Genomic DNA, 18,557 nt, shown 5'->3' on the forward strand with positions numbered 1-18,557 from the left:
CGATGCGAACGCGCTAGTCGAGTTGATCGGCGATGCTTTGCGGCACCGGTATCTGGATATCGAGCAACTGCTGGGCCAGCGCCTTGCCCTGGGGGTCGCCGCGCAGGCTGGCGGCACCACCGCCGCCCAGGGCGTTTTCCAGCAGGAAATTCAGGCTATGGGTGCCCGGCAGGTACCAGCGTTCGACGCGGCCCAGCAACGGGTCAAGGACGTGACTCATCCAGTCGACCACCACTTCCGGCGTCAGGGCTTCGGCGATCCACGGCAGGTATTCGGGCGCACGCGCGATCACGCCGATATTGACGTGGTTGCCCTTGTCGCCGGAGCGCGCCACCGCCAGCTTGACCAGCGGCACGCTGGCATCGGCCCGACCCTGGGGTTTGGGCACGTCTGCGGCGAGCGGCAGGTCGTCGGTTTGCAAGGTGTCGAGAGGGGGCAGGGGGCACGGGTGGCGTTGCCCCTGGCATTCAATCGCGAGCGTGCAGTGGGCTTTGTCGATCAGGAACGAAAACAGGCGGATTAACGGCGACACCGTCGGCCTGCCACCCACCATGCCGGTCAGCCCGGGTGCCATGCCGGTGGCAGCCTGGGCGATTTCCCGGGAAAACAGCACCAGCGCTTGCCTGTCCGGGTGCCGAACCGCCAGTTTGAGCACCACTTCACGGGTGTCCTGGCGCCGGCGGTGCTGACCGTAAGTGGCTTCGCTGCCCAACAACTCGACGTTCACCTCGCGGTAGGGCGCCCAGCCGCGCTGGCTGAACATCTGCGAGGTCCTGGCGATAATTGCCTGGCCGACCCGTTCAGCCTTTGCCACCGCATCGATACCGGCGATCAGGCAGGTGGCGGTGCAGCGGTAGCCGTCCAGCCCGGTGGCGCAGACCTTGTACTGGTCGCTGGGCGGCAGGCCCCGGGCGCCATGGACGCGTACCGCATGCTTGCCTTGCTGGATCAGCCGGACCTGGCTGAAATCGCAGATCACGTCGGGCAGCAGGTAGCCTTGCGGGTCGCCGATCTCGTACAGCAATTGCTCGCCGACTGTCAGTGGCGTGATCAGCCCGCCGGTGCCGGGGGCCTTGGTGACGATGAATTGGCCATCGGCGCTAACGTCGACGATGGGAAAGCCGATGTGCTCGTAGTCCGGTACCTCCCGCCAGTCGGTGAAGTTCCCGCCGGTGGATTGTGCCCCGCACTCGATGAGGTGGCCTGCCAGCGCGGCCTGGGCCAGTTTGTCGTAGTCGTCCCAGGCCCAGCCGAATTCATGTACGAGAGGGGCACTGACCACGGCGCTGTCCACCACCCGCCCGGTGATCACGATGTCCGCGCCCAGGCGCAAGGCTTCGACGATGCCCGGCGCGCCGAGGTAGGCGTTGCTGGACACGCACGCGGGCGGCAGGGGCTCGCCGCTGAACATCTCGCGCAGGCCCTGGCCGGCGAGCCGATCCCATTGCCCTTGCAAGTCATCGCCCAGCAGCACGGCGATCTTCAACGGCACGCCCGCCTGGTCACACGCCGCTTGCAGCGCCGCGGCGCAGGCCTGGGGATTGACTCCGCCGGCGTTGCTGATCACGCGGATCCGCTCGGCGTGCAAGCGCGGGAGCAGTGGCGTGAGCACCTCGATGAAGTCCGTGGCATAGCCGGCCTGGGGATCCTTCAGGCGCGCCCCGGCCAGGATCGACATCGTGACTTCCGCCAGGTAGTCGAACACCAGGTAGTCCAGCGCGCCTCCTTCGACCAGTTGCGCGGCGGCGCTGCAGGTATCGCCCCAGAAGGCGCTGGCGCAACCGATGCGGATCGTTCCTGGCATGAGATTCCCTCCGGCAAGCGTGGCTCGAGACTACCAAGCAAGCGCTTGGTCTGTAAACGGCTGCGGGTTTTCCACCCGAGCGCTTGCTTGGTGGCCTGGGTCGGCTTAAATTGCCCGCGCAGCTCTGTTGATTGGGACGCGGCCGCGCATAGGTTGATCGACTGTAGGAGAGAATGGGTGGACGAGCAAAAAGCCCTGGATGTGATGCACGAGCTGGTCGACAACGGGCAACTGACCGACCCGCAGAGCGCGCGTGGCAAACTGCTCCAGAGCGCTGCCCATCTGTTTCGCAACAAGGGCTTCGAACGCACCACCGTGCGCGACCTGGCGAGCGCCGTGGGCATCCAGTCGGGCAGCATCTTTCACCATTTCAAGAGCAAGGACGAGATCCTGCGGGCGGTGATGGAAGAAACCGTGCGCTACAACACGGCGTTGATGCGGGCCGCGCTGGCCGAGGCGAGTGGCGTGCGCGAACGGGTACTGGCGCTGATCCGCTGTGAATTGCAGTCGATCATGGGCGGCACCGGCGAGGCGATGGCCGTGTTGGTCTACGAATGGCGCTCGCTGTCCCAGGACGGGCAACGGCAGGTGCTGGCCCTGCGCGACATTTATGAAGACTTGTGGCTCGAGGTTCTGGGCCAGGCCAAGGCGGCCGGGTATATTCGCGGAGACGTGTTCATTACCCGACGTTTCCTCACCGGCGCATTGTCCTGGACCACCACCTGGTTTCGCGCCGAAGGCAACTTGAGTCTCGATGAGCTGGCCGAGCAAGCCCTGATCCTGGTGCTTGAAGAAAAACAATAATCAAGCGGTGCTTTAAATCGCCATAGGGCTGGCTAAGCGGCTGAAACCGCCTAGCTTGATTGTATTGACGGGTACTTTTGGGGAGTGGGGATCTTGACGTTTTCGCCGATGGGGATGACTTCCCGTGTGCTGCTGGCTGCCCTGGCCGCTTTCCTGGCGTTGCCGGCCTCGGCGGCGCAATTGGTCCGGATCGGTGCCGCGCATTTTCCACCCTACACCGTTCGTCCCGAGAACGGTGCCGACACGGGCCTGCTGCCGCAGATGGTGGAGGCCTTGAATCAATCGCAGGCAACCTATCAGTTCGTCCTGGTCCCGACCTCCATACCTCGCCGTTTCAACGACTTCAAGCAGGGCCGGGTCGACATGGCGATTTTCGAGAACCCCGACTGGGGCTGGCAGGATGTGCCGCATACGGCGGTCGACATGGGCCTGGAAGACGCCGAAGTCTTCGTCGCCCAGCACCAGCCAGACCGCCAGCAGAATTATTTCGCCGACCTGAGGGGCAAGCGCCTGGCGCTGTTCAGCGGTTACCACTACGCCTTTGCCGAATTCAACGCCGACTCCAAGTTCCTCGCCGGCCAGTACAACGCCACCCTGACGTACTCCCACGACAGCAACCTGCTGATGGTCTTGCGCGGGCGCGCCGACATCGCCTTGGTGACTCGCTCGTACCTCAACGATTATGTGCTGCGCAATCCTGAGGTCGGCCCGCAATTGCTGGTGTCCGAGCGTATCGATCAGGTCTACCACCATTACGCCCTGATCCGGCCCCAGGCACCCATTACCAGCGAGGCGTTTGCGCAACTGTTGCAGACGCTGCGGGACAACGGCCAGCTGTTGAAGATCTTCAAGCCGTACCAGATCGAGCTGGTGCCCACGCACGCCCACTGAGCGGGCCCTAAATTTCCCGGCGCGGCTCACGTCCCTCGTTGACTACCGACGACTACGCGAGCCCCTTTCCATGTCCAATCTCAACCAGCCCATGGCGTTGCCCCTGCCCGGCGGGCGCCGTCTCGGCGCCGATGAAACCGAACGCCACCTGAGCCTGATGCTTGAAGGCGCGCCGCTGATCCGGCTGCGTCTGGAGCGCGGGCCCGAGTTGCATGTCCACTTGCAGGAGGTCCACGACCGTCCCGTGGGCCCGGCGCTCTGGGCGGCCTGCTACTGGTTGTTTGCCCGTGACCCGGACTGTCGACGCCTGGTCTGGCACCTTCAGGAGCGCCCCGGCGAAGCCTTGCTCAGTGGCCTGTTGACCAGCGCCGGGCGTCCCGGCGAATACGTCTGCGAGCGCACGATGTTCTGGCAGTTGCCGCAACCCTGGCTGGGGGAGTCGTTCAATGGCAGTTACCCGCAGCAGATGATCATCACCGATGGCCGGCGTCATCCGCGCCGGCCGGTCAAGCCGCGTGGCGAGGTGTACCGGCGCTTCGACGCGCGGCTGGGCGCCTGGGTATCACTGCGTACCCTGGAGATCGAGCAGGACCTGGAGCGTTTCAACCGCTGGCAGAACAGCCCGCGGGTGGCGAGCTTCTGGCAGGAGGAGGGCACCCTGGCGCAGCATCGCGAGTACCTGGACACGCTGGCGGACGATCCCCGTGTGCTGACCCTGATCGGCTGTTTCGATGACCAGCCGTTCGCCTATTTCGAAGCCTACTGGGCCAAGGAAGACCGTATTGCGCCGTTCTATGAGGCCGGGCACTACGATCGCGGCATCCACATGCTGGTGGGCGAGGAACAGCACCGCGGGCCGCACAAGGTGGCGAGCTGGTTGTCGGCGCTGGTGCATTACCTGTTCCTCGACGACCCGCGCACCCAGCGCGTGGTGGCCGAACCCCGGGCTGACAACGCGCGGATGATCGGGCACCTGCACAACCAGTGTTTCCACTGTGAAAAGGAATTCGACTTCCCCCACAAGCGCGCGGCGCTGATGATCCTGGGGCGGGAGCGGTTTTTTGACCGTTGCTCACTGATGTAGGGTAGGGCGTGCGGCGGACACCTGTGCAAGCGAGTCCGCCCGCGAAGGGGCTGTCCGATGGCCCGGCGCTTATCGCCGGGCGAAGGTGTCCCCGCGTACCCCGGACACCTTGCGGCAATGCACCAGGGCGTCGCGGATCATGAAGTTCACCAGGGTCGGCGAGACGCCCAGTTCCTTGGCAATGTCTTTCTGTGGCACGCCGTGCAGGCGGTACATCTCGAAGGCATAGCGGGTTCGGCTGGGCAGTTCGGTGAGCGCATCGGCGATGTGCTCCAGCGTGGAGAAGTTGATGTGGGAGGTTTCCGGCGACGCACCCTGGATCACCACGTTCAAGCCTTCCTCCTCCGGCCCCGCGTATTTCTGCTCCAACGCCTGCTTGCGATAGTGGTCGATCGCCAGGTTGCGCACGATCTGGAACAGGTAGCTGAGCTGTGCCTTGAACGACGAGGTGATCTGCGGTGCCGATTGCAGTCGGAAGAACGCGTCCTGCACCACATCTTCCGCGCGGGACCGGCACCCGGTGATACGCGCGGCAATCTTGACCAGGATCAAGCGATTATCGACGAACGCCTGAAGTAACGGTGACTCACACCTGCTTGTGGATACTTGTTCCGTCATGGAATTCACCTTGCTGCAAAAAGTTAGCAGGACGAATGATCTGTCCGACCTGTCCTACGCATCGAGCGCCAAATTAGGCTTAATGATAATGATTGTCAATTGAGAAAAAGAATTATTGCAGCGTGTAAGTCCAGCGCCTGAAGCGCGACCCATTGCCGCAGTCGGATCACACCCCTGACAGGGTTGGCGCACGCGATCGCCGACTAATTCTTTGCCCGTGGCATCCGTTCCCTTGGTTGGATGGAAGAACACCCGATACCACTTGCAAGCCGAATTTCAGGCAGGAAACCTCATGACCGACGCGTTCGAACTCCCCAGCACCCTGGCCCATGCCCTCCAGCGCCGCGCCGCGTTGACGCCGGACCGGGTGGCCCTGCGCTTCCTTGCCGATACCCCGGAGCAGGGTGTGGTGTTGAGTTACCGCGACCTGGATGTGCGTGCCCGAACCATCGCCGCCGCCTTGCAGGCCGAAGCGGCGTTCGGCGAACGTGCGGTGCTGTTGTTCCCCAGCGGCCCGGATTACGTCGCGGCGTTCTTTGGGTGCCTGTACGCCGGCGTGATCGCGGTGCCGGCCTATCCACCGGAGTCCGCGCGCCGTCATCACCAGGAGCGCCTGCTGTCGATCATCGCCGACGCCGAGCCGCGCCTGTTGCTCACCAGCAGCGATTTGCGCGAGCCCTTGCAAGCCCTCGAATCGGCGCCGCCGGTGCTGTGCGTCGATACGTTGCAGCCCAGGCTCGCCGAGCAATGGCTGCCACCCACGTTGCAGGACGATGACATCGCTTTCCTGCAATACACCTCCGGCTCCACCGCCTTGCCCAAGGGCGTGCAGGTCAGCCACGGCAACCTGGTGGCCAACGAGCTGTTGATCCGCCAGGGTTTCGGCATCGACCTGAACCCCGATGACGTCATCGTCAGCTGGCTGCCGCTGTACCACGACATGGGCCTGATTGGTGGGCTGTTGCAGCCGGTTTTCAGCGGTGTGCCGTGCGTACTGATGTCGCCTGGCTACTTCCTGGCCCGGCCCCTGCGCTGGCTCGAAGCGATCAGCGAGTACGGTGGCACCATCAGCGGTGGCCCGGACTTCGCCTACCGGCTGTGCAGCGAGCGGGTCAGTGAGGCGGCCCTGGAGCGTCTCGACCTGAGCGGTTGGCGCGTGGCCTATTCGGGGTCCGAGCCGATTCGCCTCGATACACTGCAACGCTTCGCTGAAAAGTTCGCCCCGTGCGGCTTCACCGAGGCCAGTTTCATGGCCTCCTATGGTTTGGCGGAAGCCACCCTGTTCGTGGCCGGCACGCCGCGTCGCCAAGGCATTCCTTCGCTACGGGTGGACGACGCGGCACTGGCGCTCAACCGTGTCGAGCCGGGGCAGGGCAGTGCGGTGATGAGTTGCGGTGTCAGCCAGCCGGGCCATGCCGTGCTGATCGTCGAACCCACCACGTTACAGGTGCGCGAAGACAACCAGGTCGGCGAAGTCTGGGCCGCCGGGCCCAGCATCGCCCACGGCTACTGGCGCAATCGCGAAGCCAGCGCCCAGACGTTCGTCCAGCACGCCGGTCGCACCTGGCTGCGCACCGGCGACCTGGGCTTCCTGCGCGGCGGCGAGCTGTTCATCACCGGCCGCCTGAAGGACTTGCTCATCGTGCGCGGGCACAACCTGTATCCCCAGGACATCGAGCAAGCCGTCGAGCGCGAGGTCGAGGCGGTGCGCAAGGGCCGGGTGGCAGCGTTCGCGGTCGATGACCACGGTGAGGAAGGCATTGGCATTGCCGTGGAAATCAGCCGCAGCGTGCAGAAACTCCTGGCGCCCGACACCTTGATCAAGGCCATTCGCCAAGCCGTGGCCGAGGCCTGCCAGCAAGCCCCGAGCGTGGTGGCGCTGCTCAACCCCGGCGCCTTGCCCAAGACGTCCAGCGGCAAGTTGCAGCGCTCGGCCTGCCGTGCCCGGTTGGCGGACGGCAGCCTCGACAGCTATGCGCGGTTTCCGTCGCAGGCCACGGAGGCGGTCGCCGAGGCCGGGCCGTCAACGTCCCTGCAAACGCTGATCGGCCAGCTCTGGTGCGAGCAGTTGCAGGTCGAACAGGTCCAGGCTGACGATCATTTCTTCCTGCTGGGCGGCAACTCCATCGCCGCGACCCAGGTGATTGCACGGTTGGGTGAAGCCCTGGGAATGGCGCTGAACCTGCGGTTGCTGTTCGAGGCCCCGACCCTGGCCGCCTTCACCGCCGCGGTGGCCAGCCTGCCCTCGGCCAATGGTCGGGCCCAGGACCCCATCGGCACCTTGGCGCGCCACCACGCGCTGCCGCAGTCCCTGGCGCAGAACCGTTTGTGGATCACCTGGCAGCTCGATCCCGCGAGCGGCGCCTACAACATTCCCGGCGCCTTGCACCTGCGCGGTGAGCTGGATGAAGAGGCCGTGCGCGGCAGCTTCCAGCACCTGATCGAGCGCCACGAATCCTTGCGCACACGGTTCCTGGAACGCGACGGCGTCGCCCTGCAACAGATTGATCCGGCGGTGGAGTTCAACGTGCCGGTATTCGACCTGCGCGACCTGCCGAGGGACGCGCGCGACGCCCGCGCACGCCAGATCCGGGAGGAAGAAGCCAGCACCCCGTTCGACCTGGAAAAGGGCCCGTTGCTGCGGGTCCGCCTGGTGCGTCTGGACGACGAGGACCACCACCTGCTGGTGACGCTGCACCACATCATCGCCGACGGCTGGTCGATGAACATCCTGGTCGATGAGTTCTCGCGGCTGTACGCGGCGGCCTGCCAGGGGCAGGTTGCCGCGTTGGCGCCGCTGTCGTTGCAGTACGCCGACTACGGCAACTGGCAGCGCCAGTGGCTCGCCGAGGGCGAGGCCGAACGCCAATTGACCTACTGGCGGCAGCAACTGGGCGATGAGCACCCGACTCTTGCGCTGAGCACGGATCATCCCCGCCGCGCCCACTCTCGGCGCCGTGCCGCGCGGCATGGCTTGCGCCTGGAAAAGGCCCTGAGCGACGCAGTACGGCAAACGGCCCTGGCCCACGACGCGACGCCATTCATGTTGTTGCTGGCGGTTTTCCAGGTCCTGCTGCAGCGTTACACCGGCCAGGCCGACATCCGCATCGGCGTGCCCAATGCCAACCGGCCACGCCTGGAAACCCAGGGTCTGATCGGCTTCTTCATCAACACCCAGGTGCTGCGCGGACAGGTGGATTCGCGGCAGCCGTTCGCCGCGTTGCTGGGCCAGGCGCGGGAGGCCACCCTGGGCGCCCAGGCCCACCAGGACCTGCCGTTCGAGCAACTGCTGGAAGCGTTTCCCCAGGCTCGGGAGCAGGGTCTGTTCCAGGTGATGTTCAACCATCAGCAACGCGACCTGGGCGCCTTGCGTCGCCTGCCGGGGCTGCTGGCCGATGAGTTGCCGTGGCACAGTCGCGAAGCTAAGTTCGACCTGCAATTGCACAGCGAAGAGGATCGCCACGGCCGGCTGACCCTGTCGTTCGACTACGCCGACGACCTGTTCGAGGCCTCGACCATCGCTCGCCTGGCCGAGCATTACGGCAACCTGTTGCGCGCGGTCTGTGCCGATGCGCAACAAGCCATCGGCGAACTGCCGTTGCTCGGCGCCGATGAATACGCCCAGCAACGGCAGTGGAGCGCGGCGCCGTGCGCGCCGGCCAGCCAGTGGTTGCCGGAGCTGTTGAACGAACAGGCCCGGCGCACGCCGCGGCACACAGCGTTGCTGTGGGACGGCGGTCGCCTGGACTACGCCGAGTTGCACACCCAGGCCAATCGACTGGCGCACTACCTGCGCGACAAAGGCGTTGGCCCGGATGTCTGCGTGGCGATTGCCGCCGAGCGTTCGCCGCAGTTGCTCGTCGGCGTGCTGGCGATCATCAAGGCCGGCGGTGCCTATGTGCCGCTGGATGCCGATTACCCGGCCGAGCGCCTGGCCTACATGCTTGAGGACAGTGGTGTCGAACTGCTGCTGACCCAGAGCGCCTTGCTCGATCGTTTGCCCGCCTGCGCGGGCGTCAGCGTCATCGCCCTGGACGCCTTGCACCTGGAACAATGGCCGAGCAACCCACCGGGCCTGCACCTGCATGGCGATCACCTGGCCTACGTGATCTACACCTCCGGTTCCACCGGCCAGCCCAAGGGCGTGGGCAACACCCACGCGGCCCTGGCGGAGCGCCTGCAATGGATGCAGGCCACCTATGGGCTGGATGAAACCGACGTGCTGATGCAAAAAGCGCCGATCAGCTTTGACGTGTCGGTGTGGGAATGCTTCTGGCCGCTGCTCACCGGCAGCCAATTGGTGCTTGCCGGCCCGGGGGAACACCGCGACCCGCACCGCATCGCCCAGCTGGTGCAACAGTTTGGCGTGACCACGCTGCACTTCGTGCCGCCGCTGCTCAGCCTGTTCATCGACGAACCGTTGAGCGCCCGTTGCACGAGCCTGCGTCGCGTCTTTTGCGGTGGCGAAGCCTTGTCGGCCGAGCTGCGCAACCGGGTGCTGGCGCACCTGCCGGCTGCGCAATTGCACAATCGCTACGGCCCGACCGAAACTGCCATCAACGTCACCCACTGGCACTGCACCGAGGCCGATGGCGAGCACTCGCCGATCGGTCGGCCACTGGGCAACGTGCTGTGCCGCATCCTCGATGACGAACTCAATCCCGTGCCGGCCGGTGTGCCGGGCGAATTGTGCATCGGTGGCCTGGGATTGGCCCGTGGTTACCTTGCCCGTCCCGGCCTGAGCGCCGAGCGCTTTGTCGCCGACCCGCTGGGCGAGGCGGGCACGCGGCTGTACCGCACCGGCGACCGGGCGCGCTGGAACGCCGAGGGCGTGATCGAGTACATGGGTCGCCTCGACCAACAGGTCAAGCTACGAGGCTTTCGCGTCGAGCCCCAGGAAGTCGAAGCGCGGCTGTTGGCCCAGGCCGGTGTCGCCCAGGCTGCGGTGTTGGTGCGGGACACCTCGGCGGGCCCGCAACTGATCGGCTACTACACCGCCCCCGATGTCTCCGAAGACCAGGATGCCATCCACGCCCGGCTCAAGGCCGCCCTGGCCGCCGAGTTGCCGGACTACATGGTGCCGGCCCAACTGCTGCGCCTGGACGCCATGCCCCTGGGCCCGAGCGGCAAGCTCGACCGGCGCGCCTTGCCCGAGCCGCACTGGCAGGTGCGCGAACACGTCGAGCCGACCAGCGCCCTCGAACAGCAGATCGCCGGAATCTGGCGCGACGTCCTGGGGCTTGCACGGATTGGCCTGCGGGATGATTTCTTTGCCTTGGGCGGCCATTCGCTGCTGGCGACCCAGATCATCTCCCGCACCCGCCAGGTCTGCGACGTCGAGCTGCCGTTGCGGGTCTTGTTCGAGGCCAGCGAGTTGGGGGCCTTCGCCGAACAGGTGCGCTTGATCCAGGCCAGCGGCCAGACCAACCGCCAGCCCCCCATCGAGCAGGTCGACCGCGGCCAACCGGTGCCGCTGTCCTATTCCCAGCAACGCATGTGGTTCCTCTGGCAGATGGAACCGGACAGCCCGGCCTACAACGTCGGCGGCATGGCGCGCCTGCGCGGGGTGCTCGACGTCGGGCGCTTCGAGGCGGCGTTGCAGGCGTTGATCCTGCGCCACGAAACCTTGCGCACCACCTTCCCGAGCATCGACGGGGTTGCCCGGCAACAGGTGCACGCCGAGACAGGCCTGCGCATGGACTGGAAGGACTTCTCGACCCTGGCCGCCGACGTCCGTGAACAACGCGTGCAACAACTGGCGGACAGCGAGGCCCACCGGCCCTTCGACCTGGAAACCGGGCCATTGCTGCGCGCCTGCCTGGTCAAGACCGGCGAGCGTGAACATTACCTGGTGCTGACCCTGCACCACATCGTCACCGAAGGCTGGGCGATGGACATTTTCGCCCGCGAATTGAGCGCCTTGTACGAAGCGTTTGTCGATGACCGCGAGTCGCCCCTGGAGCCCTTGCCGGTGCAGTACCTGGACTACAGCGTCTGGCAGCGCCAGTGGCTGGAGTCCGGCGAGCGGCAACGCCAACTGGACTACTGGACCGCGCAACTGGGCGACGAACACCCGCTGCTGGAGTTGCCCGGCGATCGTCCGCGCCCGCCAGTGCAAAGCCATCGCGGCGAGCTGTTTCGTTTCGACCTCAGCGATGACCTGGCGGCGCGGGTGCATGCCTTCAATGCCGAACACGGCCTGACCCTGTTCATGACCATGACCGCCGCCCTCGCGGTGCTGCTCTACCGCTACAGCGGCCAGACCGACTTGCGCATCGGCGCGCCGGTGGCCAACCGCATTCGCCCGGAAAGCGAAGGGCTGATCGGCGCATTCCTCAACACCCAGGTGCTGCGCTGCCAACTCGACGGGCAGATGAGCGTGAGCGAGTTGTTCGAGCAGGTGCGGCACACGGTGATCGAAGGCCAGTCTCACCAGGACTTGCCTTTCGATCACTTGGTCGAAGCCCTGCAACCGCCACGCAGCGCCGCCTACAACCCGCTGTTCCAGGTGATGTGCAACGTGCAGCGCTGGGAATTCCAGCAGCGCCGCACGTTGGCCGGGATGAGCGTCGAATACCTGGCCAACGACGCCCGGGCCACCAAGTTCGACCTCAACCTGGAGGTCACCGACCTCGATCATCGCCTGGGTTGCTGCCTGACCTACAGCACCGACCTGTTCGACGAGCCGCGCATCGCCCGCATGGCCGGGCACTGGCGCAATCTGCTGGAGGCGCTGCTGGCCGACCCGGCCCGGTGCCTGGGTGAACTGCCGCTGCTGGCCGCCGAGGAACAGCAACAGTTGCTCGACAGCCTCGGGGTCGAACCCGGTGAGCATCGTCTGGACCAGTGCCTCCACGGGTTGTTCGACAAACAGGTCCAGGCCCGGCCCGAAGCGCCGGCCCTGACCTTCGCCGAGCAGACCCTGAGCTACGGCGAGCTGGACCGCCGCGCCAATCGCCTGGCCTGGGTGCTGCGCGAGCGCGGCGTCGGGCCGCAGGTGCGGGTGGGCCTGGCGCTGGAGCGTTCGCTGGAGATGGTCATCGGCCTGTTGGCGATCCTCAAGGCGGGCGGCGCCTACGTGCCGCTGGATCCGGAGTATCCGCTGGACCGCTTGCACTACATGATCGCGGACAGCGGCGTTGGCTTGCTGCTCAGTGACCGGGCCCTGTTCCAGGCCCTCGGTCCGTTGCCCGACGGCGTGGCGTGCTGGTGCCTGGAAGACGACAGCCCGGCGCTGGCGCAATACCCGGACCAGGCGCCGCCGTCGAACACCTTGCCGCAGCACCCGGCCTACCTGATCTACACCTCTGGTTCCACCGGCCAGCCCAAGGGCGTGGTGGTGTCCCACGGGGAAATCGCCATGCACTGCCAGGCCGTGATCCAACGCTTCGGCATGCGCCCGGACGATTGCGAGCTGCATTTCTATTCAATCAACTTCGACGCCGCCACCGAGCGCCTGCTGGTGCCGCTGCTCAGCGGTGCCCAGGTGGTCTTGCGGGCCCAGGGGCAGTGGGACGCCGAGGGCATCTGCGGGTTGATTCGCGCGCATCGGGTCAACGTCCTCGGCTTCACCCCCAGCTATGGCAGCCAGTTGGCGCAATGGCTGGCGAGCCACGGGCAAACCCTGCCGGTGCGCATGTGCATCACCGGTGGCGAAGCGCTGACGGGGGAGCACCTGCAACGGATCCGGGCGGCATTCAGCCCGAGCCTGTTCTTCAACGCCTACGGCCCGACCGAAACCGTGGTGATGCCGTTGGCGAGCCTGGCGCCGGAGCGATTGGAGGAGGGCGTTGCGAGCGTGCCGATCGGCAGCGTGGTCGGCGCGCGGGTGGCCTACATCCTCGACGCGCACCTGGCGCTGGTGCCCCAGGGTGCCACCGGCGAGTTGTATGTGGGCGGTGCGGGGCTGGCCCAGGGGTATCACCAGCGTCCGGGCTTGACCGCCGAGCGCTTCGTCGCCGACCCGTTCGCCACTGCTGGCGGGCGCCTGTACCGCACCGGCGACTTGGTGCGCCAGTGCGCCGATGGCCAGGTGGAATACCTCGGGCGGATCGACCACCAGGTGAAGGTCCGGGGGTTCCGCATCGAACTGGGGGAAATCGAAACCCGCCTGCTGGAACACCCGGCGATTTGCGAAGCGGTGGTGCTCGCCCTTGACCTGCCAGGAGGCAAGCAACTGGCGGCCTATCTGGTGAGCGATATCGCCGAACAGGACGCCGGGCAACAGGCGGCATTGCGCGAAGCCTTGCGCAGCCAGCTCAAGGCACAACTGCCGGACTACATGGTGCCCACGCACTTGATCCTGCTGGCGAACATGCCACTGACCGCCAACGGCAAGCTCGACCGCCGCGCCTTGCCGGCGCCGGACCCGGAGCTCAACCGCCAGCACTATGTGGCGCCGGCCAGTGCCCTGGAGCAGACCCTGGCGACGATCTGGGGCGAGGTGCTGAACGTCGCGCAGGTCGGCCTCAACGACAACTTCTTCGAACTGGGCGGCGATTCGATCCTGTCCATCCAGGTCGTCAGTCGCGCCCGGCAGCAGGGCATTCATTTCACGCCCCGGGACTTGTTCCAGCACCAGACCGTGCAGACCCTGGCGACCGTGGCCAGTCATGTCGAGCAGGTGCGCGCCGAGCAGGGCATGGTGAGCGGTGAGTCGGCGCTGACGCCGATCCAGCATTGGTTCTTCGAAACGCCGATGCCGAACCGTCATCACTGGAACCAGGCGCTGTTGCTGGAACCGACCAGCGCCCTCGACCCGCAGTGCCTGGAGCAGGCGCTGCGCAGCGTAGTGGAACAGCACGATGCCTTGCGCCTGGGCTTCGACGCCACCACCGGACACTGGCGCGCCGCACACCAGCCGCTGGCCGAGGCGCGGTGGCTGGAGTCGGTCCAGGTCACGTCCCTGGAAGCCTGCGAGAGCTTGTTCGCCGAAACGCAGCGCAGTCTGGAGCTGCCCACCGGGCCGTTGCTACGCGCGCTGTTGGCGCAGTTGCCCGAAGGCCGGCAACGGCTGTTGATCGTCATCCATCACCTGGTGGTTGACGGTGTGTCGTGGCGGGTGCTGATGGACGATCTGCAAACCGCCTACCGCCAGCTGGCCGCCGGCCAGGCGCCGCAGTTGCCGGCCAAGACCAGCCCGTTTCGTGACTGGGCGGCGCGCCTGCAGGCTTACGCCGGCAGCGAATCCCTGCGCGAAGAATTGGACGGCTGGCGAGAACGCTTGAGTGGCCCGGCGCAGGCGCTGCCGTGCGCGCACCCTGACGGCGGTCGCCTGGAGCGTCACGCGCAAACCGTCAGCGTGCACCTGGACCGCGAGCTGACCCGGCAACTGCTGCAACAGGCGCCGAGTGCCTACCGCACCCAGGTCAATGATCTGTTGCTCACGGCGTTGAGCCGGGTGCTGTGCCGCTGGAGCGGCCATGAGTCGGTGCTGGTCCAGCTCGAAGGGCACGGCCGCGAGGCGCTGTTCGATGACCTCGACCTGACCCGCACCGTGGGCTGGTTCACCAACGTCTATCCGCTGCGCCTGCGCCCCGAGGTCAACGACCAGGGGGCCTCGATCAAGGCCATCAAGGAACAGCTGCGCGTCGTGCCCCACAAAGGTCTCGGCCATGGCGTGCTGCGCTACCTGGCCGACGAGGCCACGCGCGAGGCCATGGCCGTCTTGCCGCAAGCGTCGATCACCTTCAACTACCTGGGCCAGCTCGACCAGACCCTGGGCCACGACGCACTGTTCCGAGCGCTGGACGCACCTCTCGGGGCGATCCACGACGCCGACGCGCCGCTGCCCAATGAGTTAAGCATCGACAGCCAGGTCAGCGGTGGCGAGTTGGTGGTGCGCTGGACCTACAGCCGCGAACGCCACGACGAACACGCGATCAGCCAGCTGGCCGAGGCTTACCTCGATGAGCTGCGGCAACTGATCGCCCATTGCCTCTCGGATGAGGCGGGCGGCCTGACGCCCTCGGATTTCCCCCTGGCGAAACTGACCCAGGGCCAGCTCGACAGCCTGCCGGTTCCCGCCGCGCAGATCGAGGATGTCTACCCGCTGACGCCGATGCAGGAAGGCATGTTGCTGCACACCTTGCTGGAACCAGGCACCGGCCTGTACTACATGCAGGACCGTTACCGCATCAACAGCGAACTCGACCCGCAGCGTTTTGCCCAGGCCTGGCAAGCGGTCATCACCCGGCACGAAGCCCTGCGCGCCTCGTTCTGCTGGAACGTGGGCGAAGACATGCTGCAAATCATCCACAAGCCCGGTCGCACGCCGGTGGATTACCTCGATTGGAGCGAGGTGTCGCCAGACCAGCAGGAAGCCAGGCTGCAAACCTTGCTCAAGGACGAGCGCGAGGCCGGTTTCGATCTGTTGAACCAGGCGCCGTTCCACTTGCGCCTGATCCGGGTCGGCGCGGCGCGCTACTGGTTCATGATGAGCAACCACCACATCCTCATCGATGCCTGGTGCCGTTCGCTGCTGATGGACGATTTCTTCGAGCTCTACACGGCCCTCGGTGAGGGCCGCGAACCCCGGCTGGCCGTGCCGCCGCGCTACCGCGACTACATCGGTTGGTTGCAACACCAGAGCCTGGCCGAGGCCCGGCAGTGGTGGCAGCGCAACCTGCAAGGCTTCGAGCGGACCACGCCGATCCCCGCCGACCGGCCGTTCCTGCGCGAACACGCCGGTGACAGCGGCGGCATGATCGTCGGCGACTGCTACACCCGCCTCGATGCCCGGGACGGTGCGCGCCTGCGGGAACTGGCCCAGGCCCATCAACTGACGGTCAACACCTTTGCCCAGGGCGCGTGGGCCCTGGTGCTACGGCGTGTGAGCGGCGACCGCGACGTGCTGTTCGGCGTCACCGTGGCCGGGCGTCCGGTGGAACTGCCGCAGATGCAGCGCACCGTGGGCCTGTTTATCAACAGCGTCGCCTTGCGGGTGCAGATGCCCGAGGACCATCAGCCGTGCAGCGTGCGCCAATGGCTCGGCGGCCTGCTGGACAGCAACATGCAGTTGCGTGAGTACGAATACCTGCCGTTGGTGAGCATCCAGGAGGTCAGCGAGTTGCCCAAGGGTCAGCCGCTGTTCGACAGCCTGTTCGTGTTCGAGAACGCACCGGTGGAGGTCTCGGTACTGGACCGCGCCCAGAGTCTCAATGCCACCTCGGACTCGGGCCGCACCCACACCAACTTCCCGCTGACGGCGGTCTGTTATCCGGGGATGACCTGGGTCTGCACCTTTCCTACGACCAGCGCTACTTCAACGAATCCACCGTCCAGGGCTTGTTGGCGGAGTTCAAGCGCCTGTTGCTGGCCTTGGTGGACGGGTTCCACGGGGAGATGGCCGAGCTGCCGTTGATTGGCGCCCAGGAACGGGACTTGCTGGTGCATGGCTGCAACCGGAGCGAGCGGGCCTACCCGCTGGAACACAGCTACGTCGAACTGTTCGAAGCCCAGGTGGCGACCCATCCCCAGCGCATCGCCGTCAGTTGCCTGGACGTGACGCACACCTATGCGCAACTGAACGCCCGCAGCAATCGCCTCGGCCATGCGCTGGTGGCCGCCGGCGTCGGTCCCGACCAGCCGGTGGCGTTGCTGGCCGAGCGGGACGCGGACCTGTTGGGCATGATCATCGGCAGCTTCAAGGCCGGTGCCGGCTACCTGCCCCTGGACCCGGGCCTGCCGAGCCAGCGCCTGGGGCGAATCATCGAGCTGAGCCGCACGCCGTTGCTGGTGTGCAGCCAGGCCTGCCGCGCCCAGGCGTTGGCCCTGCTGGACGCGTTCGCCTGTTCCGGGCGGCCGAAGCTATTGGTGTGGGAAGAGGTGCAGGCCAGCGCTGCGTCGGTGCAAAACCCTGGTATCTACAGCGGGCCGGAGCACCTGGCTTACGTCATCTACACCTCCGGCTCCACCGGATTGCCCAAGGGCGTGATGGTGGAACAACGGGGCATGCTCAACAACCAGCTCAGCAAGGTGCCGTACCTGGCGTTGAGCGAAGCCGACGTGATCGCCCAGACGGCGTCCCAGAGCTTCGACATTTCGGTGTGGCAGTTCCTCGCCGGGCCGCTGTTCGGCGCGCGGGTGGACATCGTGCCCAATGCCATCGCCCATGACCCGCAAGGCTTGCTGCAACACGTGCAGCAGCAGGGCATCACGGTGCTGGAAAGCGTGCCGTCGTTGATCCAGGGCATGCTCGCCCAGGAGCGCATCGGCCTGGATGGCCTGCGCTGGATGCTGCCCACCGGCGAGGCGATGCCACCGGAGCTGGCCCACCAATGGCTGTTGCGCTACCCGGCCATCGGGTTGGTGAACGCCTACGGTCCGGCGGAGTGCTCCGATGACGTGGCGTTCTTCCGCGTGGACCTGGCCTCGACCCGTGGCACCTACCTGCCAATCGGCACGCCCACCGACAACAATCGCTTGTACCTGCTCGACGGCGCGCTGGACCTGGTGCCGTTGGGCGCCGTCGGCGAGTTGTGCGTGGCCGGCACCGGGGTGGGGCGCGGGTATGTCAGCGATCCTTTGCGCACCGCGCCGGTGTTCGTGCCGAATCCGTTCGGGGCGCCGGGAGAGCGGCTGTACCGCACCGGCGACCTGGCCCGGCGGCGCCCTGACGGGGTGTTGGAGTACGTCGGGCGCATCGACCATCAGGTGAAGGTGCGCGGTTATCGCATCGAACTGGGGGAAATCGAGGCACGCCTGCACGAACAACCCGAACTGCGCGACGCGGCGGTGGGTGTGCAGGAAGGCGTCCATGGCAAGCATTTGGTGGGTTACCTGGTGGCCGCCGATACGGCGCTGAGCCCCAGTGAACGCCTGGAGCGTATCCAGCAGCGGCTGCGGGCCGAACTGCCGGAGTACATGGTGCCGCTGCACTGGCTGTGGCTCGAGCGCCTGCCGCTCAACGCCAACGGCAAGCTCGACCGCAAGGCCTTGCCGGCCCTGGAGATCGGCCAGTTGCAAAGCCAGGACTACCAGGCGGCCGGCAATGAACTGGAGCAGATCCTGGCGGACATCTGGGCCGAGGTGCTGAAGGTCGAGAGGGTGGGGGTACGCGACAACTTCTTCGAGTTGGGCGGGCATTCGCTGCTGGCGACGCAAATCGCTTCACGGGTGCAAAAGGCCCTGCAACGCGAGGTGCCGCTGCGGGCGATGTTCGAATGCAGCACGGTGCAAGCGCTGGCCCGTTACATCGAGGGGCTGGCGGCCAGTGAAATCACCGGGGAGAAGGTGGATCGGCTGAACGACTTGATGTCCGAGCTGGAGGGGCTGTAGGGCGGCGGTGGCGGTGAGGGCCTCTTCGCGAGCAAGCCCGCTCCCACACCAGGCTTGTGAACACTGAGCCCCTGTGGG

At 66.2% G+C, this 18,557-nt stretch carries 5 protein-coding genes and 1 pseudogene; 4 read left to right on the forward strand and 2 right to left on the reverse strand.

What is annotated here, in order from left to right; translation table 11 throughout:
* Positions 1-13 precede the first annotated feature (13 nt).
* The gene (locus tag KI241_RS08335; RefSeq protein ID WP_047737475.1) at positions 14-1,804 is read right to left on the reverse strand and encodes an acyclic terpene utilization AtuA family protein; all 1,791 of its coding nucleotides are present in this window, start codon (positions 1,802-1,804) and stop codon (positions 14-16) included.
* Positions 1,805-1,981: 177 nt separating this feature from the next.
* Here KI241_RS08335 and KI241_RS08340 point away from each other — a divergent pair, with 177 nt between their 5' ends.
* The 3 genes from KI241_RS08340 (at position 1,982) to KI241_RS08350 (ending at position 4,583) form a co-directional block, all read left to right on the forward strand.
* Positions 1,982-2,608, forward strand: coding sequence for a TetR/AcrR family transcriptional regulator (locus KI241_RS08340; protein ID WP_042730200.1), 627 nt, complete (start codon positions 1,982-1,984; stop codon positions 2,606-2,608).
* A 114-nt stretch (positions 2,609-2,722) separates the two neighbouring features.
* Positions 2,723-3,499, forward strand: coding sequence for a transporter substrate-binding domain-containing protein (locus tag KI241_RS08345; protein WP_042730205.1), 777 nt, complete (start codon positions 2,723-2,725; stop codon positions 3,497-3,499).
* 70 nt (positions 3,500-3,569) lie between these two features.
* Positions 3,570-4,583 carry a GNAT family N-acetyltransferase gene (locus KI241_RS08350; RefSeq protein ID WP_042730201.1) on the forward strand — a complete coding sequence of 338 codons (1,014 nt, stop codon included), beginning with the start codon at positions 3,570-3,572 and terminating at the stop codon, positions 4,581-4,583.
* Between the two features lie 69 nt (positions 4,584-4,652).
* On the opposite strand, the gene KI241_RS08355 is transcribed toward KI241_RS08350, so the two are convergent.
* A complete protein-coding gene (locus tag KI241_RS08355) occupies positions 4,653-5,201 on the reverse strand; it encodes an RNA polymerase factor sigma-70 (protein WP_042730202.1) in 549 nt (182 codons plus the stop codon).
* Between the two features lie 292 nt (positions 5,202-5,493).
* On the opposite strand from KI241_RS08355, the pseudogene KI241_RS08360 reads away from it, so the two are divergent.
* Positions 5,494-18,479 (forward strand): annotated as a pseudogene (locus KI241_RS08360) (non-ribosomal peptide synthetase).
* Positions 18,480-18,557 lie beyond the last annotated feature (78 nt).

It is taken from the genome of Pseudomonas sp. Cab53, from assembly GCF_018325965.1.
Lineage (GTDB): Bacteria > Pseudomonadota > Gammaproteobacteria > Pseudomonadales > Pseudomonadaceae > Aquipseudomonas > Aquipseudomonas chlororaphis_E.

Excerpts from the sequence above, each read along its gene's own strand:
- KI241_RS08335 (WP_047737475.1), bottom strand. The coding sequence starts at position 1,804 with ATGCCAGGAACGATCCGCATCGGTTGCGCCAGCGCCTTCTGGGGCGAT.
- KI241_RS08345 (WP_042730205.1), top strand. The coding sequence starts at position 2,723 with ATGACTTCCCGTGTGCTGCTGGCTGCCCTGGCCGCTTTCCTGGCGTTG.
- KI241_RS08350 (WP_042730201.1), top strand. The coding sequence starts at position 3,570 with ATGTCCAATCTCAACCAGCCCATGGCGTTGCCCCTGCCCGGCGGGCGC.
- KI241_RS08355 (WP_042730202.1), bottom strand. The coding sequence starts at position 5,201 with ATGACGGAACAAGTATCCACAAGCAGGTGTGAGTCACCGTTACTTCAG.